Here is a 26272-nt window from a genome sequence, read left to right as displayed (position 1 = left end):
GAGGGAGACGGCATGGTTCGGGTACGCGGCCTCGGCGGGGCACGCCGGTGAGCCCGCGCGGCTGGGCGGTGCTCACCCTCGCGGTCCTGGTCACCGCCGGACTGCTCACCGTGGCGCTGCTGATCCCGTGGAACCGCCCGCCCGCGCCCCGCGCCGACCAGCTCGCCGCCCTACGGGACCTCCCCGTCGACCAGGTGGAGCGGGCCCGCGAGTTCCGGGCCGCGCTGCGTCCCGGCGGCTGGGCCGCCCTGGCCGTCGGGCTGCTGGTGGCGCTCCTGCTCGGGCTCACCCCGCTGGGCGCGCGCCTGGTCGAGCTGGCCGGGCGCCCCTTCGGCGGGCACTGGACCGCCGAGGCGCTGGCCGGCGGGCTCGCCGTGGTGCTCGTCGCCGACCTGGTCACCCTTCCGTTCGCCGCCTGGCGGCAGGCGGTCCTCACCCGGTACGGGATGAGCACCAACGGCTGGGGCGGCTGGACGGTCGACCTGCTCAAGTCGTACGCGCTCAGCGCGGTCGTCGGCGCGGTCGCGCTGCTCGGCTTCTACACCGTGCTCCGGCTCGCCCCCCGCTGGTGGTGGGCGTTCGGGGCGGCCGGCGCGGCCGGGCTGGTGCTGCTCCTCTCCTTCGCCCTGCCGGTGCTGGTGGAACCGGTCTTCAACCGGTTCGCCCCGATGGAGCCCGGCCCGCTGCGGACCGAGGTGATGGACCTGGCCGCCCGGGACGGCGTGCCCGTCCGTGACGTGCTGGTCGCCGACGCCTCCCGACGCACCCGTTCGGTCAACGCCTACGTCTCCGGGTTCGGCCCGACCCGCCGGATCGTCGTCTACGACACCCTGCTGCGGGAGGCGACCCCGCAGGAGGTGACCAGCGTGGTCGCCCACGAGCTGTCCCACGCCAAGCACCGGGACGTGCTGGTCGGCACGGCCACCGGCGCGCTCGGCGCGGCGGCGGCGGTGATCGTCCTCTACCTGCTCGGCTCGGCCGGCGGGCTGCTGCGCCTGGCCGGGGTCGACTCGATCCGGGACCCCCGGGCGTTCCCGCTGCTGCTCGCGCTGGTCACCCTGGTCGGGGTGGTGAGCACCCCGGTCCAGGCGATGCTGTCCCGCCGGGTCGAGGCCCGGGCCGACGCGCACGCGATGGCGCTCACCGGCGACCCGGCGACGTTCGAGGCGATGCAGCGCCGGTTGGCCGGGGCGAACCTCGCCGATCCCGATCCGCCCCGCTGGGAGTACCTCTACTCCGCGTCGCACCCGTCCACCGTGGAGCGGATGGCCGCCGCCCGCGCACACGCCAGGGAGACCGGCCGATGAGCCGTACGCTGCTGATCACGAACGACTTCCCGCCCCGTCCCGGGGGCATCCAGTCCTTCGTCCACAACCTGGCGCTGCACCAGCCGGCCGGCTCGGTGGTGGTCTACGCGTCGACCTGGCGGGACGCCGAGAAGTTCGACGCCGACCAGCCGTTCGAGGTGGTCCGGGAACGCACCCGGGTGCTGCTGCCCACCCCGCTGGTCGCCCGGCGGGCCGCCGCCCTGGCCCGGCGGTACGACTGTGACAAGGTCTGGTTCGGGGCGGCGGCCCCGCTCGGGCTGCTCGCCCCGGGGCTGCGCCGCCGGGCCGGGATCCGCCGCGTGCTGGCCCTGACCCACGGGCACGAGGTCGGCTGGGCCGCGCTGCCGGTCGCCCGGACGGCCCTGCGGCGCATCGGCCGGGGCGCGGACGTGGTCACCTACCTCGGCGACTACACCCGGGTCCGGCTCGACCGGGTCCTGCACGGGCTGACCGACCTGCGACGGCTGGCACCGGGGGTGGACGTCGACGCGTACCACCCGGACGTCGACGGGGAGGCGGTCCGGATGCGGCTGGGCCTGACCGACCGGCCGGTGGTGGTCTGCGTGTCCCGGTTGGTGCCGCGCAAGGGGCAGGACACCCTCATCCGGGCCCTGCCGGAGATCCGCCGGCGGGTGCCGGACGCCGCGCTGCTGGTGGTCGGGGGCGGACCGTACCGGGGCACCCTGGAGAAGCTCGCCCGGCAGACGGGGGTGGAGCGGGACGTGGTCTTCACCGGCACCGTCCCCGCCGCCGAACTGCCCGCCCACTACGCCGCCGGCGACGTGTACGCGATGCCCTGCCGCACCCGCAACCGTGGGCTGGACGTGGAGGGGCTGGGCATCGTCTACCTGGAGGCGTCCGCCACCGGCCTGCCCGTGGTGGCCGGGGACTCCGGCGGCGCGCCGGACGCGGTCCGCGAGGGCGAGACCGGGTACGTGGTGCGTGGACGGGACACCGCGCGGCTCGCCGACCGGGTGGCGACCCTGCTCGCCGACCGGGACCTGGCCCGTCAGTTCGGCGCGGCGGGACGCGCCTGGGTGGAGCGGGAGTGGCGCTGGGAGACCCAGGCCCAGCGTCTGGCCGCCCTGCTCGCCGGCTGACCACCGGTCGGCCGCGCTCCTGGTCGGCGACCCCGCACCCCCACCGGCCCCGGCGACTCCGGGGCTCCGCCCCGCGTGCAGGGCACCCACGGCGTCCGGCGGTGGCGCGGTTCAGCGGGGTGCGGCGATGACGGTCGGAGTGGTCTGCCGTTCCCGGTGCAGCAGGTCGAGGATCTGCCCGGAGGGGCCCGGCCGGCCGAAGTGCCAGCCCTGGGCCGCGTCGCACCCGATCGCCCGCAGCCGTTCGGCCTGGGCGGCCGTCTCCACCCCCTCGGCGGTGACGGTGAGGTTCAGCGCGTGCGCCAACGACACCAGGGAGGCGAGGATCCGTTCGTCGGTGCGGCTCGACGGGTCGTTCGGGGAGCCCCGCAGCCCGGCGACGAAGTTCCCGGCGAACTTCAGCTCGGTCACCGGCAGGTCACGCAGGTAGGCGAGGTTGGAGTAGCCGGTGCCGAAGTCGTCGATGGCGATCCGTACGCCGGCGTCGGCCAGCGTCCGCAGCGCGCGTACCGGTTCCCCGGTGGTGCTCATCATGGCGCTCTCGGTGATCTCCAGCTGGAGCCGCTCCGGCGGCAGGCCGGTGTCCTCCAGCAGGTCCCGCACCTGCCGCACCAGGCCCGGACCGTGCACCTGGCGGACGGCCAGGTTGACGCTGACGAACGGCGCGCGCGGCCGGCCGCCCGCCGGCCAGCACTCCGCCTCCCGCGCCGCGTCGGCGAGCACCCAGCCGCCGAGCGGCACGATCAGGCCGGTCTCCTCGGCCAGCCCGATGAAGCGGTCCGGCCGCAGCTCGCCCAGCTCGGGGTGACGCCACCGGACCAGCGCCTCCGCCCCCACCACGCTGCCGTCGCGCAGCGAGGTCAGGGGTTGGTAGTCCAGGTAGAACTCGCCCCGCTCCAGCGCCGTGGGGATGGCGGCGGAGAGGGCGTACCGGGCCAGCTCCTGCTGGTTGCGGTCGACGTCGAAGAGTTCCCAGCGGGCCCCGCCGGCTCCCTTCGCCCAGTGCAGCGTGCTGTCGGCGGCCCGCATCAGGTCGCTCGGGGTGGTGCCGGCGACCGGCCGCTCCACGATGCCGATGCTGGCGGAGACGGTCAGCTCGTTGCCGTCCACCAGGGCGGGCCGGTTGACCGCGTGCAGCGCCGCCTCGGCGACCCGGACCACGTCCTCGGTGCCGGTGGTCCGCTCCACCAGGATCACGAACTCGTCGCCACCGAGCCGCGCCACCAGGTGGTCACCGACCGCCTCGTGCAGCCGCCGGCCCACCGAGACCAGCAGCGAGTCGCCGACCTGGTGGCCGAGCGTGTCGTTGACGACCTTGAAGCGGTCCAGGTCGAGGAAGCAGAGCCCGACCCGCTGGCCGTCGCGGCCCGGCCGCTCGATCGCCGCCGCCAGGCGCTCGGTGAACAGGGTGCGGTTCGGCAGGCCGGTCAGCGGGTCGTGGGTGGCCTGGTGCCGGAACCGCGCCTCGCTCTCCCGGAGCGCCCGCTCGGCCTGCGCCCGCGCCATCATGGCGGCCCGGCGCAGCGACTCCTGGGCGTCGAGCGTCCGGTCCCGCAGCGCCCGCGCGTAGCCGGTGGCGACGGTCGCCAGCAGTCGGGCCAGTCGGTCCTCGGCGTCGTCGGCGACCAGTCCGAGGTCGTGCAGCAGCCGGAGCTGGATGATCTCGATGGTCCGGCCGAGCCCCTCGGCCGAGGCGATGTGCGCGGCCACCAGGTCGATTCCCACCTGGTGTCCGACCCGTGGCTCGAAGGGCTCGGCGCGCATCGCGTCGGCGAGCCGGTCGGTGAGCCCCTGGAGGAAGACCTCCAACTGCTCCTGCGTCATCGGCAGGTAGCTCGTGCCGGAGACCGCCCTGGCCCAGGCACGGGCGAAGGAGCCGGGACACGGGCGGGACCCCGTCGCCGGGGTCGGCTCACCCACCGAGCCGCCCCACCCCGCCCAGGAACCCCGACCGGGCGGCATCCTCGGCGTGCTCGGGGAACTCCGGCCGCCACGCGGGCACCCACACCAGACCCGGTTCGACCAGGTCGAAACCGTCGAAGAACGCGGTCAGCTCGGCGCGGTCCCGGAGGATGAGCGGGTTGTCCGTGTTGCGGTAGACCCGTTCCGCGTCGGCCCGGGCGTCGCCGTACTGGCCGATGTCACTGGCCTGGGAGAGGACCAGGTAACTGCCCGGGGGAAGGGCGTCCCGGAGGGTGCGCAGGATCTCCGCCGGCCGGTCGTCGTCCGCGACGAAGTGCAGCACGGCGACGATCATCAGGGCGACCGGTTCGGTGAGGTCGAGCAGGGCGTGCAGGTCGGGATGCTCCAGGATGCGCTCCGGTCGGCGCAGGTCCTCCTGGAAGGCGACGGCCTGGTCGTTGCGGCTGAGGATCTCCCGGCTGTGGGCGACCGCCACCGGGTCGACGTCGACGTACACCACCCGGGAGTCCGGCGCGACCCGCTGCGCGACCTCGTGCACGTTCCCCACGGTCGGGATTCCCGAACCGATGTCGAGGAACTGCCGCACGCCCGATTCGGCCAGGAAGTGCACGACCCGCCGCATGAACGCCCGGTTGGCCTGGGCCATCAGCGGCGCCTCCGGGACGGCGGCCATCATCGCCCCGGCGGCGGCCCGGTCGGCGGCGAAGTTGTGCGAGCCACCGAGGTAGTAGTCGTACATGCGGGCCACGCTCGGGCGCTCGACGTCGATGGTGTCGGGTGCCCAGTCCGGCCGCATGCCCTACCCCTTTTGACACGTACACGACAACGGTCGCCCCCGTGGGCCACCCGGGTATTCTGCCCGTTCGCCGCCCGAGTGACCAGAGCACGTCAAATCGGCTTCATGTCCGACGCCGGGCGCAAGCGAGCGGGGGGTCCGGGTCCCCCATCCCGGGTGGACGCGGACCCCCCGCTCGACGGGCGTCGTCAGAACTTCGGCGCGTCCGGGGCCTCCAGCAGACCCAGCCGCAGGGCGGTCATCAGGGCCTGGGCCCGGTTGGCGGCACCGAGCTTCTCGTAGAGCTTCGAGATGTGCGTCTTCGCCGTCGACTCGCTGACGAAGAGCTGCTTGGCGATGCCGGCGACGCTCATCCCGTCGGCCAGCAGCCGCAGCACCTGGCCCTCCCGGGGCGAGAGCTGCGGACCGGACGGGGCGAGCCGGCGCTTCATCGCCTCGGCCAGGTCGGCGGCGGTGAAGGCGCTGGGGGAGGAGGCGGCGTGCCGGGCGGCGGCCACCACCTCGTCGGCCGGCGCGGTCTTCGGCACGAAGGCGCTCGCCCCGGCCTCCAGGGCCCCGAAGAGCTGGTCGTCACCGGCGTACATGGTGAGCACGACGATGCCCATGGTGGCGCTGGACTTGCGCAGCGCCCGGGTCGCCTCCAGACCGCTGCCGTCGGGCAGGCGCAGGTCCATGATCACCACGTCGGGCTGGAGCGCGCCGGCCTGCCGGACCCCCTCGGCGGCGGTGGCGGCCTCGCCGACCACCTCGAACTGACGGTCCCGCTCGAAGGCGTGCCGCAGGCCCTTGCGGATCAGGTCATGATCGTCCACAAGGAGGACCTTGGTGCGGGTGGCCGGTATCGGACTGGTGGTCATCCTCGGGTTACTTCCCTTCTCCTGCGGTCGCGCTACCGCGCACGTTATCGCGTCGGGGCGAGGTGCCGAGAACCACCGCCACCGTCGTGCCGCTCGGTTGCCGTGGACGAATCTCCAGTCGGCCCCGGATACGTTCCGCCCTCTCCGCCATGATCGCAAGGCCGTACCGGCCGTCCGGGCGCTGGTCGGCGATTCCCTGACCGTCATCCGACACTTCGATCTGCGCGTACGGGGGGTCCACCTCGCAGGTGACCCAGAGGTTGGACGCGCCGGCGTGCTTGCGGGCGTTGGTCACCGCCTCCTGGGCGATGCGCAGCAACTCGGCCTCGGTGGCGGCGGGCAGCCGGGCGGTCGACTCGTCCAGCGACAGGTGCACCCGCAGCCCACCGGAGGCGCCGACGGTCCGCGCGTACTCGGCGATCGCGGCGGCCAGCCCGCCGTGCCGGTCCACCTCGCTGCGCAGCTCGAACAGGCTCAGCCGCAGCTCGGTGATCACCCGGGTCACCTCCTGGCGCAGCGTGCGCAGGCTCTCGGCGGTCTCCTCGGTGTCGTCGTGCACGGTGGCCAGGGCGTTGTCGATGCCGTAGCCGACCATCACCAGCTCCTGGGCGACCCCGTCGTGGATCTCGCGGGCCAGACGCTGCCGCTCCTCGTTGGTGGCCAGCGAGCGCACCTCGTCGAAGAGGAGCGCCGCCTCCAGCCGCAGCGCCGCCGGGCGGGTCAGCGCGGTCACCTTCGCCACCACCGGGGCGGGGTACGCCTGCGCCACGTCCGCCTCCAACGCCACCAGGCCCACCGTCCGGACCCCGGCGACCAGCGGCACGATCAGCGCGGAGACGTCGCCGCCCCGGTGCGAGCGGGCCTGCGACCGGTTGGCGGTCTGCGGCTGCTGGCTGGCCCAGGCGTCGGCGATCGCCGAGTCCGCGTCGAGCGTGGTCTCCCAGTCCACCCGGTCCACGCCCACCTGCGCGAGCACCACCAGCCGGCCGCCGCCGCTGGCGGAGAGCACCGCCGCCCGGTCCGCCCGGGTGACCGTGCGCAACTCCTCCAGCAGGTGCTCGGAGATGCCGCCCGGGTCCAGGGTGGCGCCGGGGAGCTGCCGGGCGACGCCACGCAGCTGGGTCAGCAGCCGGGTCGCCTCGGCGTACGGCTGGTGCTGGGGTTTGACCTCGGTACGGACGGCCATCACCCGGTGCAGGGTGCTGGCGGCGTAGAGCCCGAGGCCGGCCAGCAGCAGCCACTGGGCGCAGACCGCGAGGTACCCGAGCTGGCCGAGTTGCCGCTCGTCGCCGACCTCGGTCAGCGCCCCGCTGAGCAGCAGGGTGGCCGCGGTGACCGCGAGCAGCGTCGCGCCCTCGCGGAACTGACGCCGCAGCGCGGTCACGGTGACCGGTACGGCCAGGTAGGGCAGGACGGCCGAGGCGCCGAGCCCGCCGATCGGGCCGCCGATGGTGGCCACCGCGGCCACCTGGCTGGCGGCCAGGCCCAGCACCACCACCTCGGCGGCGCGACTGAGCGGACCGAGGAGCCGGTCGCTCGGGGCGAGCAGCGCCGGCACGCCGGCCAGCGCCAGCAGGGCGATCCACCAGAGCTGGTCGACCTCCCGGGTGGCGATCAGGGTCAGGACGGCGACCAGCGCGAGCATGACCACGCGGGCGGTGACGGCCAGCGGGTGCGGCTGGGGCCGGGTGGGTGTGGAGGCGGACACGTGACGGATCGTAGTCAGCGGGCGTAGATGTCGGCGATCTCGGCCGCGTACGTCTCGTGCACGACGTTGCGCTTCACCTTCAGCGACGGGGTCAGCTCGCCGGTGGCCTCGGTGAAGTCACGTGGCAGGATCCGGAACACCTTGATCGCCTCGGCCTTCGAGACGGCCCGGTTGGCCGCGTCGACCGCGCCCTGGATCTCGGCGCGCAGCGCCTCGTGCCCCCGCAGCTCGTCGACCGTGGCGGTGGCCGGCAGGCCGGCCGCGTCCCGCCACTTCGGCAGCGCCTCCTCGTCGACGGTGATCAGCGCGGCGATGAACGGCTGCCGGTCGCCGACCACCACGCACTGGCTGACCAGCGGGTGCGCCCGCACCTGGTCCTCCAGCACCGCGGGGGCGACGTTCTTGCCGCCCGCGGTCACGATGATCTCCTTCTTGCGGCCGGTGATGCTGAGGAAGCCGTCGGCGTCGAGCCGGCCCAGGTCCCCGCTGTGGAACCAGCCGTCGGAGAGCACCTCGGCGGTCGCCTCGTCGTTGCGCCAGTACCCCTGGAACACCAGGTCACCGGCGATGAGGATCTCGCCGTCGTCGGCGACGCGGACGGTGACCCCGGGCAACGGCCGCCCGACCGAGCCGATCCGGGTGGCGTCGGGCAGGTTGGCGGCGGCGGCCGGGGAGGTCTCGGTGAGGCCGTAGCCCTCCAGGATCGTCACCCCGATGCCGCGGAAGAAGTGCCCGAGCCGGGCGCCGAGCGGGGCGCCGCCGGAGATGGCGTCCCGGCACCGACCGCCGAGGGCGGCGCGCAGCTTCCGGTACACCAGTCGGTCGAAGAGCGCGTGCTGGGCCCGCAGTGCCAGCCCCGGGCCGCCCGGCCGGTCCTGCGCCTCGCTCCAGGCGATGGCGACCGCCTCGGCCCGGTCGAAGATCCGGCCCTTCCCCTCGGCCTGGGCCTTCTGCCGGGCCCCGTTGTAGACCTTCTCGAAGACCCGGGGCACCGAGAGCACGAAGCTCGGGCGGAACTCCTGCAACTCCGCGACCAGGTTGGTGGTGTCGGCGCAGTGCGCCATGGTGGCCCGGGCGTGCACCACGCCGATCTGGACGAGCCGGGCGAAGGCGTGCGCCAGGGGCAGGAAGAGCAGGGTGGACGCGCCCGCGTTGAACAGGTTCGGCAGCACCGGGACGGCGTTGGCGATGTCGGCGTACATGTTGCGGTGGGTCAGCACGCAGCCCTTGGGGCGGCCGGTGGTGCCGCTGGTGTAGATGATGGTGGCGACGTCGTCGGCGCGGACCTCCTTGCGGAGCCGTTCGATCTCCCGGGGGTCGACCGGCGCGCCCAGGGTGACCAGCTCGTCCACCGCGCCCAGGTCGATCTGCCAGACCCGGTCGAGTTCGGGCAGCCGGTCGGAGACGCCAGCGACCAGGGTGGCGTGCGCGGTGGTCTCCACCACGCAGGCGACCGCTCCGGAGTCGGCCAGGATCCAGGCGGCCTGCTCGGCGCTGGAGGTCTCGTAGATCGGCACGGTCACCGCGCCGGCCGCCCAGATGGCGTAGTCGAACAGGGTCCACTCGTAGCGGGTGCGGCTCATCAACCCGATCCGGGAGCCCCGGGTGATGCCGGCCGCGACCAGGCCCCGGGCCACCGCGACCACCTCGTCACGGAACTGCCGGCAGGTCACGTCCGTCCAGGTCCGGCCCGCCCCGTCGGCTGCCGGTACCGGGCGCGCGAACTGCACCGCGTCCGGTGCGGCGTCGGCGTTCGCCCAGACCGGGTCGGTGAGGTTGGCCGCGTCGCCGACGGTGACGATCGGCGGGACGGAGAACTCGCGCACCTGCACTCCTCGTGCTCGCGGACGGTCGACCGGGCCGTCGGCGGGGACGGACGGCCTCGTCGAAACCTACCCGCAACCCCCGGTCAGCAGGTGGACCGGGTTCGCGGGGGTGGACCGGGGCGAGGTCCGGCCCGGCCGGGTAGCCTCCCCCCATGGCGGACTCCTCCACCCAGTCGATCACCATCGACGCGCCCCCGGACCGGGTGGTCGCGGTCATCTGCGACTTCGCCCGGTACCCGGAGTGGACCGAGGCGTTGCGTCGGGTCGAGGTGATCGAGGAGTACGAGGACGGCTACGCCAGCCAGGTCCGGTTCACCATCGACGCCGGGGTGATGGCCGACGAGTACGTGCTGGCGTACGAGTACGCCGAGGACCTCTCCCGGATCGAGTGGCACCTGGTGGCCCCGTCCCGGATGCAGCGCGCCCAGCGTGGCTCGTACGACGTCGTCGGGAACCCGGACGGCACCTCCACGGTGACCTACACGCTGGAGGTGGAGCTCTCCGTGGGCATGCTCGGGATGTTCCGCCGCAAGGCCGAAAAAATGATCATGGATACGGCGTTGAAGCAGTTGAAGCACCGGGTAGAAGCACCCGGTGCGACCCGCTGAACCGACCGGCGCGGTGTCGCCGGGGTAGAGGAGCCGAACGTGGGAGGTACCGATCCGGGTTCGGCCCGGGAGGAGGCGGAGCGGTTGGTGGCCACCGTGCTGGCCACCGCGCGACTGGCGGCGGCCGGAACGCCGACCGGGTCGTGGGGTCCGCTCGGTGGGATGCTCGCCGGTGTCCTCGGTCACAATGGGCCTTTCGGGGCCGGCGGCGTCCCGGGCGGGAGCACCGGGACCGGCGCTCCGCACGGCTTCGCCACCGGTGCGGTCGAATGCGACGTCTGTCCGATCTGTCGGGCGATGCGCGCCCTGCGCGACCCCAGTCCCGAGTTCGCCGAGCGCCTGGCCACCGGCGCGGGCGACCTGGCGGCCGGCGTCGCCAGCCTGCTCAGGGCGTTCGCCCCCGAGCCCACGGCGACCACCGCCCCCGGGCCGGCCCCGGCCAATGATGATCAGGTGTGGCGCGAGGCCACCCGTACCGGGCATGATTCTCAGCCGGCGCCCGCGCGGGACGTCTGGTCCGCCGCGACCCGCGCGGAGGACGCGGCGAGCCCGTCCGGCGCCGAACCGCCCGTCGACGCCGCCGGGCCGGACCCGGAGCGATCCCCGACCGCGGATCCCGTGGTGCCCGCAGCGCGCGTGCCCGACAGGGCGGACGGGGACCCGGCAGGCGACGGGGCCTGACCCACGACATCCCGACCCCGGCCACCGGCCGGCGGCGCCGGGCGGCACAGCAGAGGGGAGTGGCAGCGGTGACGCTGACCATCGGAGTCGACGTCGGTGGCACCAAGGTGGCCGGCGGTGTGGTCGACGACACCGGCCGGGTGCTGGCGCAGGCCCGACGGGACACCCCCGCCGAGGACGTGGGCAAGACCCGGGACGTCATCATCGAGGTGGTCACCGAACTGGCCGCCGGCCGTCCGGTCGACGCGGTCGGCATCGGCGCGGCCGGCTGGATCGACGCCACCCGCTCCACCGTGCTGTTCGCCCCCAACCTGGCCTGGCGGGACGAGCCGCTGCGGGCGTACGTCAGCGCCGCGGTCGGCCTGCCGGTGATCGTGGAGAACGACGCCAACGTGGCCGCCTGGGCGGAGTTCCGCTACGGCGCGGCCCGGCACGCCGAGGACTCGATGGTCATGTTCACCATCGGCACCGGTGTCGGCGGTGGCATCGTCCTCGGCGGCGATCTGGTGCGGGGCGCCCACGGGATCGCCGCCGAACTGGGGCACATGCTCACCGTTCCCGACGGTCACCAGTGCGGCTGCGGCCGGCTCGGCTGCATCGAGCAGTACGCCAGCGGCAACGCCCTGGTCCGCTTCGCCCGGGCCGGCGCCCGGCAGGAGCCGCAGCGCGCCGCCGCGCTGCTCGGTCTGGCCGGCGGCGACGCCGAGTCGATCACCGGCCCGATGGTCACCGCCGCCGCCCAGGGTGGCGACCCGGTCTCCTGCGAGGCGTTCGCCCAGATCGGGCGCTGGCTGGGGACCAGCCTCGCCGACATGGCCCAGATCCTCGATCCGCAGGTGCTGGTCGTCGGCGGCGGCGTGGTCGAGGCCGGTGACCTGCTGCTCGGCCCGACCCGGCGGTCGTTCGCCGACGCGCTCGCCCAGCGGGGCCGCCTCCCGGTGGCCGAGGTGCGCCCGGCCGAGCTGGGCAACACCGCCGGCGTCATCGGCGCCGCCGACCTGGCCCGGCGGTTCTAGGTGAAGCGCGAGGAGTGCAGCGCAGCGGAGCCCCGCAGTCGCGAACGAAAGGTGGTGTCCTGATGGGGGGCGTGCCGCTGCGGGTGGTGTCGTACAACATCCACACCCAGCGGGACGACACGGCCGCGCTGGCGGAGGTGGTCCGGTCCGCCCGGCCGGACGTGGTGATCGTGCAGGAGGGGCCGCGCCGGTTCCGCTGGCGGAGCAAGTGCGCCGCCCTGGCCGAGTCGTTCGGCCTGGTGGTGGGCGCCGGTGGGTTGCCGGCGCTGGGCAACCTGCTGCTGACCAGTCTCCGGGTGCGGGTGCACGCCACCCGTTGCCAGCGGTTCCCGCTCACCCCCGGCCGGCACCTGCGCGGCGCGGCGTTCGCCGAGTGCGCGGTCGGCGGGGCCCGTTTCGTGCTGGCCGGCACCCACCTGTCGACCGACCCGGCGGAACGCCCCGACCAGGCTGCCCTGTTCCGGGCGGAGGTCGAGGCGGCGCGGTGGCCGGTGCTGGTCGGGGCGGACCTCAACGAGGGACCGGGCGGTGCCGCCTGGCGGACGATCGCCGACGGACTCACCGACGCGGCCGTCGCCGCCGACCGGGCCGACCGGCTCACCTACTCCTGTGCGGACCCGCGCCGCCGGATCGACGCGCTCTTCGTCGACCCCCGGATCACCGTGGTCGACTACGACGTGGTCGACACCCCGCAGACCCGCCGGGCCAGCGACCACTTTCCGGTCCTGGCGGATCTGCTGCTGCCGGTCACCGACTGACCGACCGGCCGGGCCGCCGGGTCGGGCTGGACAAACACTCTCCGAAGTGGAGAGGATGCGGCGGCGGCCCGGCACGCGTACGGCGTCCCCAAGGAGAGATACCCGGTGTCCACCCCCACCGACCACGGCGGTCCCGACGACCCGTCGGTCACGCTCGCCCTCACCCCCGACGGCCGTACGGTCTCCGACCGTGGTGACACGGTCTGCGTGATCGGCGCCGGGGCCAGCGGCCTGACCACGGTCAAGAACCTGAAGGAGCACGGCTTCGGCGTCGACTGCTACGAGCGGGAGACCGGCGTCGGCGGCGCGTGGAACTGGCGGCACGACCGCAGTCCGGTCTACGCGAGCACCCACCTGATCTCGTCGCGACCGTTCACCCAGTTCCCCGACTTCCCGATGCCCGACTCGTGGCCGGACTACCCGCACCACAGTCAGCTGCTGGCGTACTTCGAGCGGTACGCCGACCACTTCGACCTGCGCCAGCACATCTGGTTCGGCACCGAGGTGGTCCGGGTCGAGCCGGTCGCCGGGGACCGCTGGGACGTGACCACCCGCAGCACCGGCGGCTACGGCCCGGAGCGCACCTCCCGGTACGCCGCCGTCGTCGTCGCCAACGGTCACAACTGGTCGCCGAAGCTGCCGGAGTACGAGGGGCTGGCCGACTTCCGGGGCGAGACGATGCACGCCTCGGCGTACAAGGACCCGGCCCAGTTGCGGGGCAAGCGGGTGCTGGTGGTGGGCGCCGGCAACACCGGCTGCGACATCGCGGTGGAGGCCGCCCAGCAGGCCGCCACCTGCTGGCACTCCACCCGGCGCGGCTACTGGTACGCGCCGAAGTACGTCCTCGGTCGCCCCGCCGACCAGGTCAACGACCTGCTGCTGGCGCTCCGGGTGCCCCTGCGCGTGCGGCAGTGGCTCTACCACCGGACGCTGCGGCTGACCGTCGGTGACCTCACCCGCTTCGGGCTGCCCCGGCCCGACCACCGGGTCTACGAGACCCACCCGATCGCCAACAGCCAGCTCGTCTACTACGTCGGGCACGGCCGGATCGCCCCGGCGCCGGACGTCCGCCGCTTCCACCCGTACGCCGTGGAGCTGACCGACGGCCGGCAGATCGAGCCGGACCTGGTCGTCTTCGCCACCGGTTACCTGCCCCGATTCGAGTTCCTCGACGCGCGGCTCCTCGGCGACGAGGCCGGGATCGGACGTCCCACGCTCCACCTGAACGCCTTCCCCCGCAACCACCCGACGCTCGCCGTGGTCGGACTGGTCCAGCCGGACTCGGGACTCTTTCCGATCTCGCACTGGCAGGCGGTGCTGGTCGCCCGGCTGCTGCGGCTGCGCCAGTACCGTCCGGAGCGGGCGGAGGCGTTCGCCGCGGCGGTCGCCGCCCGGGCCGGGAAACGCTACTCCGGCCGGGTCGAGGACAGCAGCCGGCACTGGTTCGAGGTGGGGCACGTCGACTACCTGCGCGCCGTCCAGCGCGCCCTGAACGAGTTGGAGGCGGTCTCATGAGTGGCGGGCGGGTGCGGATCGTCCGGGGTCGGGAGTGGGCCCGGCCGGTGCGCCCGGTCCGCCGCGAGGTGCTCAGCGCGCTGCCCGAGCTGGAGCAGGGGCGACCGCCGCTGCTCTTCGTCCCGGGCTTCGGGCACGGCGCGTGGGCGTTCGCCGAGCACTGGCTGGAGCACGCCGCCTCCCGGGGCTTCCCCGCGTACGCGGTGAGCCTGCGCGGGCACGGCGGCAGCGAACCGGCGCCGGAGGCGTCGCTGCGGGCGTACGCCCACGACGTGGTGCAGGTGGCGGCGGAGCTGCCGCGTCAGGCGGTGCTGGTGGGGCACGGCGCGGGGGCCCTGGTGGTGGCGCACGCGCTGGCCCGCTACCCGGCACGGGCCGGGGTGCTGGCCGCCCCGGTGTTCGGGGGCTGGGGCACGCTCGGCGCGGCGCTGCGCCGTAACCCGGTCGGTACGATCCCCGCGTTCTGGGGCGGCCGGCTGCGGCTGAACCGGCGGCAGCTGTTCAGCGCGGAGCTGCCGGAGACCGTCGCCGGCGGCCACCTGGCCCGGCTGGGCCGGGCCGGTCGACGCGCCCAGTGGCGGCTGCTCTTTCCCGGCGCGCTCGAACCGGCGGTGGGCCGCCCGCCGATGCTGGTGCTCGGCAGCCCGGACGACCGGGTGGTCCCGGCGACGGCGCTGACCCGCGCCGCCCGGCGGTACGGCTCGGCCCCGCTGCTCTTCCCCGGCATGGGGCACGACCTGATGCTCGACGCGCGGTGGCGGGAGCCGATCGACGCGGTCCTCGACTGGCTGGTCAAGGAGCCGGCGCCGGCCGTCGTACCGGTCTGACGGTTCGCGGGCCCGCCCGGTCGTACCGGTCCGACGGTCCGCGGGCGGCCCGTTCGGCCGGTGGTCACCCCGTGGGCGCGGAGACGGTCTCGTCCAGCGTGCTGAGGTAGGAGCGGACCCAGGACCGGATGTCGTACCGGTGCAGGTGCTCGCGCATCGCCCGCATCCGGGTCGCCGCGTCCTCCGGGTCGGCCTCCAGGGCCGCGAGCAGCCCCTGCTTGAGCCCTTCCAGGTCGTGCGGGTTGACCTGGTACGCCTCGGGCAGCTCCGCTGCGGCTCCGGCGAACTCGCTGAGCAGCAGCGTGCCGGAGTCGTCGACCCGGGCGGCGACGTACTCCTTGGCGACCAGGTTCATCCCGTCCCGCAGCGGGGTCACCGCCATCACGTCCGCCATCCGGTAGAGGGCGGCCAGTTCGGCGCGGTCGAAGGGCTGGGTGAGGTAGTGGATGGCCGGCTCGCCGACCCGGCCGAACTCGCCGTTGATCCGTCCGACCTCGCGTTCGACCCGGTCCCGGAGGATCTGGTACTGCCCGACCCGTTCCCGGCTGGGCACGGCCACCTGCACCATGACCGTGTCCCGGACCTTGACGTGACCGCTGGCGATCAGCTCGCTGTACGCCTTGAGCCGGTGCTCGATGCCCTTGGTGTAGTCCATCCGGTCGACACTGAGGATCACGTGTTCCGGGCTGCCGAGGTCGTTGCGGAGCCGCTCGGCGCGGGCCACCACGTCCGGCCGGGCGGCCAGCGCGGCCATCTCGGCGGTGTCGATGGAGACCGGGAAGGCTCCCACCCGCACCGTGCGGCCGTCCACCTCGATCTGCCGGTCGGTGGCGGGCACGCCGAAGACCTTCGCCACCAGCTGCGCGAAGTTGTGCGCGGCCTGCGCGCGCTGGAAACCGACCAGGTCCGCGCCGAGGATCCCGCGCAGCAGCTCGGCCCGGCGGGGGAGCTGCATGAACAGCTCGGGCGGCGGGAACGGCACGTGCAGGAAGAAGCCGATCCGCAGGTCGGGGCGGAGGTCGCGGAGCAGGGCGGGCACCAGTTGCAGGTGGTAGTCCTGCACCCAGACCACGCCGCCCGGCTCGGTCACCGCGGCGGCGGCCTCGGCGAACCGCCGGTTGACCCGCTGGTACGCCTCCCACCAGCGCCGATGGTGCTCGGGCTGCTCGACCGCGTCGTGGTACAGCGGCCAGAGGGTCGCGTTGGCGAAGCCCTCGTAGTGGTCCCGGAAGTCCTCCGGGGTGAGCGGAACGGTGTGCAGCCGGACGCCGTCCACGTCGGGCAGGGCGGGGGCCGGTCCGGTGCCGCCGGCCCAGCCGATCCAGGTGGCGGGGGTGTGCTTCAGCAGCGGGTGCAGGGCGCTCACCAGGCCACCGGGGCTGCGGCGCCACTCGCAGGCGCCGTCGGGCGCCACGCTGTCGTCGACGGGAAGGCGGTTGGCCACCACCACGAGGGAGCTCTGTCGCATCTCGGTCATTCCGATCTGCCGAGGGATGACCACCCGTGCGGGGAGGAAACGGGCAGCCAGCAAGGGAAGTGACGTTACAGCCGTATTCCTACTGACCGTAAGTTACACCACTGTTACTTCCCATGTCCGGGGTGGTGGGCGTCCCGTCATCCGGACGCTCGGACGGACGCGCGTCGGCGACCGAAGTCGATCAGACGACCGCGCCGTCGTCCGGGTCGTGGTCCTCGGCGTCGCCGGGGCGGAGCCGCCAGATCAGGGTGACGAAACCGGCGAGGATGCCGGTGAAGCCGAGCAGGGTCACCACCGCGCGGTCTGCCGGCAGGACCGACGGGAAGAGGAAGAGCACGAAGCCGACGACGACGGAGAGCACGCCGGCCACGGCGTACTTGGAGACCGCGGGCAGCGGTGGGGGCGGCGGCGGGGTGTAGCCGCCCTCGTCGTCCGGGTCGTCGGGCAGGTCCGCGCCGAAGGTGTCCAGGCCGTCCAGGAGGGACGGCTCGTCGTGCCGCCGCCCGACCGAGACGCCGGAGAAGTCGGTGGCGGAGGGAAGCGGACGGACCCCGGTGACGGTCGGGGCGGTGCCCTCCTCGGTGCGGCCGATCGTGCCGCCCGGCGTCTGCGGGGGCTCGTCCAGTTCCTCGGCGGCCGGCCAGGGCGTGGGACCGGGGGTCGGGTCACGGTGGAAGCCGGCGACGATGCGGGCCCACTCGGCCTCGACGTCAGGCTCGCCGGGGCGGGTCTGCCCGCTGATGCCCTCGTCACTGAGCTGGGTGAGGTAGTCCCGGGCGGTGGTCAGGTGGGAACGGTCGACGTAGAGCCGGTCGACCGGCCGGGCGGGAACGGTGGTCGTCCGGGTCACCGGGTTCAGGTCGGCCGACGGTTGCAGGTAGGCGGCGATGCCGCCGGCGGCGAGCACGTCGAGCAGGTGCTCACCGACACGTGGATCCACGTCGCCCGCCACGGCGTACTCGCTCGCGTCGAGCCCGTTGTCCCGCCGTCCCCGGCGTGCCCCACCCGCTGACACCGGCGTCCTCCTCCTCGCACCTGGCGGCGCAGGTCCTCCGGCGCCCCCGCCCGCACGCCGTGTCCTGAATCGTGACACGTCCGCCCCCGGTTCCGGGAGTGCGTTGTGGCGCGTTGCCGAAAGTCAACGACGCCACCGCAGGTCGGGGGCATGGATTTTTGTCTGTTTGTGCGGGAAGTGCGAGCATGCGGCGGGACCGGGCCGCCCGAGTGTGACCTACCCGTCCCCGATCGTGCGGGGCGCGCGTTGTGAGGCTTGGCTTCCGGTTCGTAGGCTCAGGGCCGACGGTTCGTGGGCCCCCGGCCGACGCTCGGCGTTCGCCCCGGACGCTCGGCGGTGCCGTCACGGACCCTTCGGGAAGGACAGCGGTGCTGTACTGGCTGATGAAGTACGTCATCCTCGGCCCCTGGCTGAGGCTGATCTTTCGACCGCACGTCGAGGGTTTCGCCCATCTGCCCGCCACCGGTCCGGTGATCCTGGCCAGCAACCACCTCTCCTTCTCGGACTCGATCTTCCTGCCGCTGATCGTCCCCCGGAGGGTGACCTTCGTGGCCAAGGCCGAGTACTTCACCGGCCGGGGCCTCAAGGGCTGGCTGACCCGGTTGTTCTTCGTGGGCACCGGCACCCTGCCGATCGACCGCTCCGGCGGACGGGCCGCCCAGGCGGCGCTGGACGCGCAGCTCGCGGTGCTCCGGGCCGGCGGGGTCGCCGGCATCTACCCGGAGGGCACCCGGTCCCCGGACGGCCGGCTCTACCGGGGCAAGACCGGCGTGGCCCGGCTGGCCCTGGAGAGCGGCGCCCCGGTGGTGCCGGTGGTCATGCTCAACCTGGACGAGATCCAGCCCCCGGGCAAGCTCGTCCCCAAGGTGGCCCAGGTGCGCATCCGGTTCGGTGCCCCGCTGGACTTCTCCCGGTACGCCGGCCTGGCCGGTGACCGCTTCGTCGAGCGTGCGGTCACCGACGAGATCATGTACGAGCTGATGGAACTCTCCGGCCGCGAGTACGTCGACATCTACGCCCAGAAGATCAAGAACCAGCCGGCCACCCCCGTCCCCGCCTGACCCCCGCCCCGGCCCGCCGCTCCGGTGGGCCGGGACGGGTCAGGAGGCGAGGGTGGGGGAGGAGTAGGTGGGCACGTCCGGGTCGCCGAGGCGGAGCAGACCGGGGGCGCGGTTGCGCAGGGCGAACGCGCGCACCTCACCGAGCACGGTGGCCGCCCCCGCCGGGTCGCCCGCCCGCTCCAGTTCCTTCGCGGCGAGCACGAGCGCGAGCATCCGGTCGGTCACCGCCGGGATCCGTCCGTACAGCTCGGCGGCGGCGCCGTAGAGCTGACCGGCCCGACCGTGGTCGCCGTCGGTCGCGGCGAGCGTCGCGGTGACGGTCTGCCGCGCGGCGTCGGTCCACGGGGTCCGGTGCGGCGCCCGCTCCAGCATCCCGCGTACCCGCACCGCCGTGTCCCGTCCGCAGATCACCGCCGCGTACGCCGCCGCCGCGATCCACTCACCGCTGAGCAACGCCGGCACCGCGGACCACGAGTCGTCCAGCTCCGCCAGGAGCTCCCCGGCCTCGCCGGTACGCCCCTGCAACGCCCGGCAGAGCGCGCTGATGCCCAGCGTCGTCCAGTGCAGCCGCCGGAACCCGCTGCGCCGGGCGGTGTCCAACGCGTCGCTCACGTCGTCGACCGGCCGGGGCGCCGGGCTGCCGACCGCGGTCAGCACCGGCGAGGCGCCGGACGCACGGCCCCGTTCGGCCGGCACCGCACCCGCACCGCCCCGTTCCCCCGGCACCGGCTCGTCCCGCAGGATCCGCAGGCAGGCCCGCAGCCCGCGTACCTGCATGTCCCACCGGCCGGTCGGAGTGTCCACGAAGGCGTCCGCCGCGGCCAGCAGCGCCCCGAACTCGCCCTCGAAGTACGCCCGCATCGCGTCGCCGGAGTATCCCGTGGTCAGCCCGGGCGAGCCGGACAGCTCTGCCGCCTCGGTGAGCAGCTCGTTGGAGCGGATCCAGTCGCCCTCCTCGCAGACCACGTAGGCGAGGTTCTGCATCGCCCGGGGCAGGGCGAGCAACTGCTGCGCCCGCGCGGTCTCGAACGCGGCGTGCAGCTCGTCCACCCCGGTCCGGTCCCCGGCCTGGTAGCGGGCCGTGGCGGCGGTGATCTGCGCGTCCACCCGGGCCTCCACCAGGCCCAGCCGCTCGGCGATGCCGGCGGCGGTGCTGGCCGCCGCCACCGCCTCGGCGCTCTCGTTGTTGAGCATGTGCAGCCGCCCCAGCTCGGCGTAGGCGTCCGCCTTCTGCTCGCTGTCGGGCAGTCCCTCGAACAGCTCCACCGCGCGGGCCAGCCGGGCCAGCGCGGTGTCCCGGTCGGTCCGGATCCACGCCGCCCGCCCGAGCAGCGTCCACGCCCGGGCGGCACAGCCGACGTCGCCCTGCGTGAAGAGCTGCTCGGCCAGGTCGGTCAGCGTCTCGGTGCCGCCGGCGTCGAGGAAGGCCGCGCCGTCGCGGAAGAACGAGATCTCCGCGCCGAGCAGCTCCAACTGGAGCCGGCCCACCAGGTCGGCGTCGTCGGCCAGGCCGAGGGCCCGGGTCGTGTGGTGCGCCGCCGCGTCCAGGGCGTGCAGCGTGTACGCGCGCCGCGCCGCCCGGTGCAGCGCCTCGCGCGCCGCCGTGGCGTACCGCCGGGTGTCCAGCCCGAGGGTACGGGCGATCTCGTGCGCCGCCCACCGGTGGTTGGCCAGCACCTCCGCCAGGTCGGTGTCCCGCCCCCGGGCCAGCGCGTCGACCCAGTCGGCGGTCCGCTCGTGCCGGGCGACCCGCTCGGTGCGGGGCAGCCGCTGGTAGCAGACGTCCCGGACCAGGACGTGCCGGAACTGGTACTCGGCCTGACCGGCCATCGTGGACGCCGGCAGCTCGACGACGAAGTCCCGCTGCCCGAGCCGGCGCAGGGCCCGCTCCACCGCCTCGACCGGCTGCCCGAGCGCGGCGGCGACCGCACCGGGCCAGAACTGGGTGCCGACCACCGAGGCGGCCAGCAGCACCGCCCGGTCGGCCGGGTCGAGCAGGTCGACCCGGTTGGCGATCACCGCGTGCACGTTGTCCGGGATCGGCAGCCCGTCCTGCTTCTTCAGCAGCCAACCCCGCCCCGACTGGCGCAGGAAGCCCTGTTCGATGAGCATCCGCACGTACTCGTGGGCGTAGAGCGGGTTGCCGTCGGCGACCTCGACCAGCGGGTTGATCAGATCGGGGGAGAAGGCGGACTGGCCGAACAGGTGCGCGTACAGCGAGGTGATCCCGCTCGGGCGCAGCGGTGGCAGGGTGATGGTCAGCGACCCGGCGATGGTGCCCGCCCAGGTGGGGTCGCGGTTGATCAGTTCCGGTCGGGCGGTGCAGAGCACCAGCAGCGGCACGTCCCGGGCGGACGCCCCGAGCAACTCGACCAGGCGCAGCATCTTCTCGTCGGCCCAGTGCAGGTCCTCGAAGACCAGCACGGTGGGACGGCGGGCGGCCAGCGCCAGCAGGAACCGCCGCCAGGCGGACTGGGTCTCCTCGGCCGGCAGCGTCGGCCCCGGCAGGCCGACCAGCGGGCGCAACGCGTCGACCAGCCGGTCCGCCTCGCCGGGACCGACCAGGTCGGCCACGGCCGCCCGCAGCCGGGGCGCGGCGGCGGTGGCCGGATCGGTGTCGAGGATGCCGGCCTCGGACTTGACGATGTCCGCCAGCGCGGCGAACGTGACGTTCTCGCCGAACGGCGGACACCGGCCGGTCCGCCAGGTCAGCGACGCGTCCGCGCTGGCGCGCGTGTGCCGGTAGAGTTCCCGGACCAGCCGGCTCTTGCCGATCCCGGCCCGGCCGAACACGGTGACCAGTTGCGGCATCCGCTCCCGGGCCGCCCGGTCCAGCGCGTTGACCAGCAGGCCCAGCTCGTGTTCCCGGTCGATCAGCGGGGTGGTGTCCGGTTCCCGGTCGGGCTGCCGTCGCTGGGCCGCTCCGAGCGCCAGCCACACCTCGGTCGGCGACGAGCGTCCCTTGAGGGTGACCGCCGGCTGCTGTTCGTACCGGACCGCGCCCCGGGTGAGCCCGTACGTCGTCCCGCAGACCAGCACGCCGCCGGGCGGAGCCACCGACTGCATGCGGGAGGCGGTGTTGACCACGTCACCGGCCACGATGGCCTGACCGCCGTGGTGCGCGGCGGCCACGTCCACCAGCGCCTCCCCGGTGGCCACCCCGACCCGGAAGCGCAGCCCGTCGGCGCCGACCGGGGCGAAGCGGGCCAGCACCCGTTGCAGCTCCAGCCCGGCCCGGACACAGCGCAGCGCGTCGGTCTCGGTGGCCACGGGCGCGCCGAACAGCGCCATGACCGCGTCGCCGATGTACTTCTCCACCACCCCGCCGTACTGGCCGATGACCCGGCGGGCGGCGGAGAAGAAGCCGGTCTGCAACCCCCGGACCAGTTCCGGATCGGACTGTTCGACGTACGGGGTGAAGTCGATCAGGTCGACGAAGAGCACGCTGACCCGGCGGCGGTCCTCCTGCGGCGGCGCGGTCGGGGTGGCACCACCGACCCGCACCGTCGGGTGCGTGTCGCGGCCCGCGCGGGCCCGTCCGCAACCGGTGCAGAAGGCCGCGTCCGAGGCGAGCGGCCGGTCGCAGTGTTCGCAGGTGAGGGCCAGTTCCGCACCGCAGCCACCGCAGAAGCGGTCGTCGGGCGCGGTGGGGCGGCCGCACTGGGCACAGTGGGCGGCGATGCCAACCTCCCGGGACGATCCGAGCTGAGCGAGCCGGCCGGGCGCGTCACGCCGGCGGCGGTGACCGAAAGTGGCCGTCGACGGCCCACGGGGGCCGTCCACCGTCAGTATCCCGGTAACAAGCTGCTGTCGGGTACCCGCCTGTTGGCTTACGGACAGTGTCTTTGTTGCTGGCAACGGCTACATTCAGTCAGCCCAGATTCGATCACACAGGGGGAGAATTCCATGGTGTACGTCCGACTGGAAGCGGAGTGGACCGACATCGACGGCGTGAACCACGCCGCGGGGGAGACCGTCGACGTGGACGCCGCGACCCTGGCCGAGCTCCAGGCTGCCGGCATCGTCACCGAAGTCCCGAAGTCGGGCGGCGACGCGACCACCGACTGGGTCGGGCCGACCAGCACGAAGCCCTGACCGACGCACCCGACACGGTGCCCCGCTGCCACCCGGCGTGCGGGGCACCGTCGTGTCCGCCTCCGGCGTGCCCGGTGCCGTCGTGCCCCTGCGGCACGTGGGGGCACGGCAGCCCGCCCCGGTGCGGCCCGGAACGCGGTTCCGTGCCCGCCGCCGACACGCGTCGGGCGGGGCGGACCGGGCGTCGCGACCCGGTCAGCGGTCGGCCATGCCGGCCCTGCGGCGCAGCGCCGCCACGTCGGTCACCACGATCCGGCGTCCCTCGGTCCGCAGCCAACCCCGGCTGGCGAACGAGCCGATCGCCTGGTTGACGCTCTGCCGGGAGCCCCCGGCCATCTCCGCCAGCTGGGACTGGTTCAGCTCGATCGTGATCATCGGAGCCTGGCTCTCCCCGGCCAGCCGGACCAGCGTCTTGGCGACCCGGCCGGGCAGGTCGAGGAAGACGTGGTCGGCGTTCTGCTCGGTCAGCCGGCGGATCAGGCCGCCCAGCGACCGCATCACCGCGTCCAGGATGCGCGGGTTGGAGTGCACCAGCTCCATGAAGGCCGGTCGGGACAGCGCCAAGGCGCTGCAGTCCTCGATCGCCTCAGCGGACGCCGACCGGGTCGAGGCGTCGAGGAGGGACACCTCGCCGAGCACGTCCGGCGGTCGGATCACCGACAGTACGGCCCGCTCTCCGGTCGGGGCGGTGCGGAACACCGCGACCGCGCCCCGACGGAGCACGATCAGGGACTCGCCGGGGTCGTTCTCCACGAAGAGCAGCTGCCCCTTGCGGTAGGTGCGCGGCACCGCCGCCGCGATCACCCGCTGGCGGACCTCCGGCTCCAGGCCGGCGAACATCTCGACTCCCGTGAGCGCGTCACCCGGCTCCGGCAGGCGCATCTCCACGGCCCAACCCCTCCCCGGTCAAGGACCACAACTCGCAGCCGGGTGAACCTGACAGCCCCCGGGTGGAGGTGAACTGACACCGGTTCGGCGTCCGGTAGCGGTACACATCAGATCATGACGTCCATGTCGCTTGCTGTACACCCCTGAAATCACTTCCGTGACAATCCTGAGCTGCGAAGGATGCCAAGGTGAGAGGACCGGACCACCGGCGGGCGACGACCGTACGGGGGCGCGGTGGAACGGGTCGCGGATCGCCGCGACCGGCCGGCGCGGGGGGCGGGACCACCCTCGCGCCGACCGCCCCCGCCGGTCGGGCCGCCCCGACGGTGCGCGAGGATGACCGGGATGGTCTACCGCTACTTCTACGACTGCGAGTTCATCGAGGACGGCCGCACCATCGACCTCGTGTCGATCGGCGTCGTCGACGAGTACGGCCGTGAGTTCTACGCGGTCTCCACCGAGTTCGACGACTCCCGCGCGGTGCCCTGGGTGCGTCGCAACGTGCTCGACAAGCTGCCCTCGCCCGCCGACCGGGCGTGGCGCTCCCGGGAGCGCATCCGGGAGGACCTGCTCGAGTTCCTGGCCGAGCCGGTGCGTGGCCGGTCGGGCGAGCAGATCGAACTCTGGGCGTGGTACGCCGCCTACGACCACGTGGCGCTCGCCCAGCTCTGGGGCTCGATGATCACCCTGCCCCGGGAGATCCCCCGGTTCACCAAGGAACTCCGTCAGCTCTGGGACGACCGGGGCCGTCCGCCGCTGCCGTCCGCCGAGGCGGCCCGGCACGACGCGTTGGTCGACGCCCGGCACAACCTCGCCCGGTGGCGGGCGATGACCGGCGACTGAACCGGGAGGCTCCCCGTCGCGCCGGTCGGGGATCTCCGCACCGTTCCGGCGTCGGGTCGGTCGTACCAGGTTTGGGCGGTTCCGTCCCGGGCACCGGTTCTCGATCCGGTGCCGGGCACCGCACCCCGGCCCGCGCGGAACCGACGCGAGGGAGTGCCACCATGAGTCCTGAGCCGACCACGGACGCCGAGGCGCGGCACCGGGTCACCGAACTGATCCGCGCCGCGGGCGTCTGCATGCTCACCACGATCGCCGTCGACGGGCGGCAGGTCAGCCGTCCGATGGTGTTGCAGGAGGTGGAGTTCGACGGCGACCTGTGGTTCTTCGCCCGGACGGACTCGGCCAAGATCCGTCAGATCCGGGTCAATCCGGAGGTCAACGCGGCCTTCGGCGACCAGCGGCGACACACCTGGATCTCCGTCTCCGGCACCGCCCGGGAGGAGAACGACCGGGCCGACGTCGAGCGGCTCTGGCATCCCGCGCTGCGGGTGTGGTTCCCGGACGGACCGGACACGCCCGGACTGACCCTGATCAGGCTGCACGCGAGCTCGGCCGAGTACTGGGACTCGCCGGGCAGCACCGTGGTCAACCTGCTCGGCGCCGCCCGGGCGGCGGTGACCGGCCGGCCACCACGGCCGGGTGAGAACCGCACGGTCGGTTACTGAGCCGTGAACGGCGCGGGGCGGTGGGTGGACACCTTCCGGGGCGCGCTGTCGGGGCACAGCCGTGCCGACTACAGTGCGCTCTGACGGCCCGCCCCGGGCCGGCAACGGCGCCGTGGTCGGATCTGACCCATATCCTGGGGCTTTGTTGGGCTAACCGAGGCTCCAGGAGGATGAGCAGATCATGCGTATCGGCGTGCTCACCGGCGGTGGCGACTGCCCCGGTCTCAACGCGGTGATCCGGGCGGTGGTCCGCAAGGGCGTCGCCAGCTACGGCCACGAGTTCGTGGGCTTCCGGGACGGTTGGAAGGGTCCGCTGGAGGGCCTGTCCCGTCCGCTGGGCATCGCGGAGGTCCGCGGCATCCTGCCCCGGGGCGGCACCATCCTCGGCTCGTCCCGCACCAACCCGTTCAAGATCGAGAACGGCGTCGAGAAGATCAAGGAGAACCTCGCCGCGCAGGGTGTCGACGCCCTGATCGCGATCGGCGGTGAGGACACCCTCGGTGTGGCCACCAAGCTGCACGAGCTGGACGTCAAGGTCATCGGCGTGCCGAAGACCATCGACAACGACCTCGGCGCCACCGACTACACCTTCGGCTTCGACACCGCCGTCAACATCGCGATGGAGGCGATCGACCGGCTGCACACCACGGCCGAGAGCCACCACCGGACGCTGGTCGTCGAGGTGATGGGGCGGCACGCCGGCTGGATCGCCCTGCACGCCGGTCTGGCCGGTGGCGCCAACGTGATCCTGCTGCCGGAGCGGCAGTTCGACGTCGAGCAGGTCGCCGGCTACGTCGAGAAGCGCTTCCAGCACCAGTACGCCCCGATCGTCGTGGTGGCCGAGGGCGCGCAGCCGCTCGACGGCCAGATGGTCCTGCACAACCAGGAGCTGGACGCCTTCGGGCACGTCCGGCTCGGCGGCATCGGCCAGTGGCTGGCCGAGCAGCTCGAGGCGAAGACCGGCAAGGAGGCCCGCACCGTCGTGCTCGGCCACATCCAGCGGGGCGGCACCCCGACCGCCTTCGACCGGGTGCTGGCCACCCGGCTCGGCCTCCAGGCGATCGACGCCGCGCACGAGGGCGACTGGGGCAAGATGGTCGCCATGCAGAGCACGGACATCGTCCGGGTTCCGCTCGCCGACGCCACCCGCGAGCTGAAGACCGTGCCGCTGGAGCGGTACGCCGAGGCCGAGGTCTTCTTCGGCAGCTGACCGGCACGGGGCGGCGGACGTTCCGGCGTCCGCCGCCCCGCGTACCGGGTCGGCGCGGTCCGACGGCCGTCGCCG

General features: G+C 73.8%; 22 protein-coding genes. 13 read left to right on the top strand and 9 right to left on the bottom strand.

Features of this window, described 5'->3' with window-relative positions; all coding sequences use genetic code 11:
- Positions 1-47 precede the first annotated feature (47 nt).
- The gene (locus QSK20_RS02065; RefSeq protein ID WP_285786819.1) at positions 48-1307 is read left to right on the top strand and encodes a M48 family metallopeptidase; all 1260 of its coding nucleotides are present in this window, start codon (positions 48-50) and stop codon (positions 1305-1307) included.
- Positions 1304-2428 carry a glycosyltransferase family 4 protein gene (locus QSK20_RS02060; protein ID WP_285786818.1) on the top strand — a complete coding sequence of 375 codons (1125 nt, stop codon included), beginning with the start codon at positions 1304-1306 and terminating at the stop codon, positions 2426-2428. The genes QSK20_RS02065 and QSK20_RS02060 overlap by 4 nt, the downstream gene beginning before the upstream one ends.
- Positions 2429-2539: 111 nt before the next feature.
- Here QSK20_RS02060 and QSK20_RS02055 read toward each other — a convergent pair whose 3' ends face one another.
- The 5 genes from QSK20_RS02055 to QSK20_RS02035 form a co-directional block, all read right to left on the bottom strand.
- The gene (locus tag QSK20_RS02055; protein WP_502888825.1) at positions 2540-4390 is read right to left on the bottom strand and encodes a putative bifunctional diguanylate cyclase/phosphodiesterase; all 1851 of its coding nucleotides are present in this window, start codon (positions 4388-4390) and stop codon (positions 2540-2542) included.
- Positions 4341-5147, bottom strand: coding sequence for an SAM-dependent methyltransferase (locus QSK20_RS02050; RefSeq protein WP_285786817.1), 807 nt, complete (start codon positions 5145-5147; stop codon positions 4341-4343). The genes QSK20_RS02055 and QSK20_RS02050 overlap by 50 nt, the downstream gene beginning before the upstream one ends.
- Positions 5148-5335: 188 nt before the next feature.
- A complete protein-coding gene (locus QSK20_RS02045) occupies positions 5336-6004 on the bottom strand; it encodes a response regulator transcription factor (protein ID WP_088982832.1) in 669 nt (222 codons plus the stop codon).
- Positions 6005-6011: 7 nt separating this feature from the next.
- Positions 6012-7712: a sensor histidine kinase gene (locus QSK20_RS02040; RefSeq protein ID WP_285786816.1), complete on the bottom strand. Its 1701-nt coding sequence runs from the start codon at positions 7710-7712 to the stop codon at positions 6012-6014.
- A gap of 14 nt (positions 7713-7726) precedes the next feature.
- Complete coding sequence (locus QSK20_RS02035; RefSeq protein WP_285786815.1) at positions 7727-9538, bottom strand: AMP-dependent synthetase/ligase; 1812 nt, start codon at positions 9536-9538, stop codon at positions 7727-7729.
- A gap of 152 nt (positions 9539-9690) precedes the next feature.
- Between QSK20_RS02035 and QSK20_RS02030 the strand changes: the two genes are divergently transcribed.
- From QSK20_RS02030 to QSK20_RS02005, 6 genes are all read left to right on the top strand, one after another.
- Positions 9691-10146, top strand: coding sequence for an SRPBCC family protein (locus QSK20_RS02030; protein WP_285786814.1), 456 nt, complete (start codon positions 9691-9693; stop codon positions 10144-10146).
- Positions 10147-10185: 39 nt separating this feature from the next.
- Positions 10186-10827 (top strand): hypothetical protein, encoded by a 642-nt coding sequence (locus tag QSK20_RS02025; RefSeq protein WP_285786813.1) that lies wholly within the window; start codon positions 10186-10188, stop codon positions 10825-10827.
- A 68-nt stretch (positions 10828-10895) separates the two neighbouring features.
- Positions 10896-11843, top strand: a complete 948-nt coding sequence (locus tag QSK20_RS02020; RefSeq protein WP_285786812.1) for an ROK family glucokinase — start codon at positions 10896-10898, stop codon at positions 11841-11843.
- A 62-nt stretch (positions 11844-11905) separates the two neighbouring features.
- Complete coding sequence (locus QSK20_RS02015; protein WP_285786811.1) at positions 11906-12601, top strand: endonuclease/exonuclease/phosphatase family protein; 696 nt, start codon at positions 11906-11908, stop codon at positions 12599-12601.
- Between the two features lie 105 nt (positions 12602-12706).
- Positions 12707-14116, top strand: a complete 1410-nt coding sequence (locus QSK20_RS02010) for a flavin-containing monooxygenase (RefSeq protein WP_285786810.1) — start codon at positions 12707-12709, stop codon at positions 14114-14116.
- Entirely contained in the window at positions 14113-14943 is an 831-nt protein-coding gene (locus QSK20_RS02005) for an alpha/beta hydrolase (protein ID WP_285786809.1), read from the top strand. The genes QSK20_RS02010 and QSK20_RS02005 overlap by 4 nt, the downstream gene beginning before the upstream one ends.
- A gap of 64 nt (positions 14944-15007) precedes the next feature.
- On the opposite strand, the gene QSK20_RS02000 is transcribed toward QSK20_RS02005, so the two are convergent.
- Together QSK20_RS02000 and QSK20_RS01995 are read right to left on the bottom strand one after the other, a co-directional pair.
- The gene (locus tag QSK20_RS02000; RefSeq protein ID WP_285786808.1) at positions 15008-16411 is read right to left on the bottom strand and encodes an alpha,alpha-trehalose-phosphate synthase (UDP-forming); all 1404 of its coding nucleotides are present in this window, start codon (positions 16409-16411) and stop codon (positions 15008-15010) included.
- 190 nt (positions 16412-16601) lie between these two features.
- Positions 16602-17435 carry a DUF308 domain-containing protein gene (locus QSK20_RS01995; RefSeq protein WP_285786807.1) on the bottom strand — a complete coding sequence of 278 codons (834 nt, stop codon included), beginning with the start codon at positions 17433-17435 and terminating at the stop codon, positions 16602-16604.
- Positions 17436-17803: 368 nt separating this feature from the next.
- Here QSK20_RS01995 and QSK20_RS01990 point away from each other — a divergent pair, with 368 nt between their 5' ends.
- Entirely contained in the window at positions 17804-18496 is a 693-nt protein-coding gene (locus QSK20_RS01990; RefSeq protein WP_285786806.1) for a lysophospholipid acyltransferase family protein, read from the top strand.
- A 39-nt stretch (positions 18497-18535) separates the two neighbouring features.
- Here the strand turns inward: QSK20_RS01990 and QSK20_RS01985 are convergent, their stop codons facing one another.
- Positions 18536-22279, bottom strand: coding sequence for an ATP-binding protein (locus tag QSK20_RS01985; protein ID WP_285786805.1), 3744 nt, complete (start codon positions 22277-22279; stop codon positions 18536-18538).
- A 123-nt stretch (positions 22280-22402) separates the two neighbouring features.
- Between QSK20_RS01985 and QSK20_RS01980 the strand changes: the two genes are divergently transcribed.
- Positions 22403-22591: a hypothetical protein gene (locus QSK20_RS01980; protein WP_088982843.1), complete on the top strand. Its 189-nt coding sequence runs from the start codon at positions 22403-22405 to the stop codon at positions 22589-22591.
- 195 nt (positions 22592-22786) lie between these two features.
- Here the strand turns inward: QSK20_RS01980 and QSK20_RS01975 are convergent, their stop codons facing one another.
- Positions 22787-23479 carry a Crp/Fnr family transcriptional regulator gene (locus tag QSK20_RS01975; RefSeq protein WP_145836300.1) on the bottom strand — a complete coding sequence of 231 codons (693 nt, stop codon included), beginning with the start codon at positions 23477-23479 and terminating at the stop codon, positions 22787-22789.
- A 345-nt stretch (positions 23480-23824) separates the two neighbouring features.
- Here QSK20_RS01975 and QSK20_RS01970 point away from each other — a divergent pair, with 345 nt between their 5' ends.
- The 3 genes from QSK20_RS01970 to QSK20_RS01960 all read left to right on the top strand — a co-directional run bounded on the left by QSK20_RS01970 (position 23825) and on the right by QSK20_RS01960 (position 26197).
- Positions 23825-24322 carry a polyadenylate-specific 3'-exoribonuclease AS gene (locus QSK20_RS01970; protein WP_088982845.1) on the top strand — a complete coding sequence of 166 codons (498 nt, stop codon included), beginning with the start codon at positions 23825-23827 and terminating at the stop codon, positions 24320-24322.
- Positions 24323-24483: 161 nt separating this feature from the next.
- Entirely contained in the window at positions 24484-24987 is a 504-nt protein-coding gene (locus QSK20_RS01965; protein ID WP_285786804.1) for a pyridoxamine 5'-phosphate oxidase family protein, read from the top strand.
- Positions 24988-25168: 181 nt separating this feature from the next.
- Positions 25169-26197 (top strand): 6-phosphofructokinase, encoded by a 1029-nt coding sequence (locus tag QSK20_RS01960; RefSeq protein ID WP_285786803.1) that lies wholly within the window; start codon positions 25169-25171, stop codon positions 26195-26197.
- Positions 26198-26272 lie beyond the last annotated feature (75 nt).

Origin of the sequence: Micromonospora sp. NBRC 101691, assembly GCF_030269285.1 — a bacterium.
GTDB lineage: Bacteria > Actinomycetota > Actinomycetes > Mycobacteriales > Micromonosporaceae > Micromonospora > Micromonospora echinospora.
The sequence above is the reverse complement of the archived record's forward strand: the minus strand, read 5'-3'. Positions and strand labels throughout refer to the sequence as shown.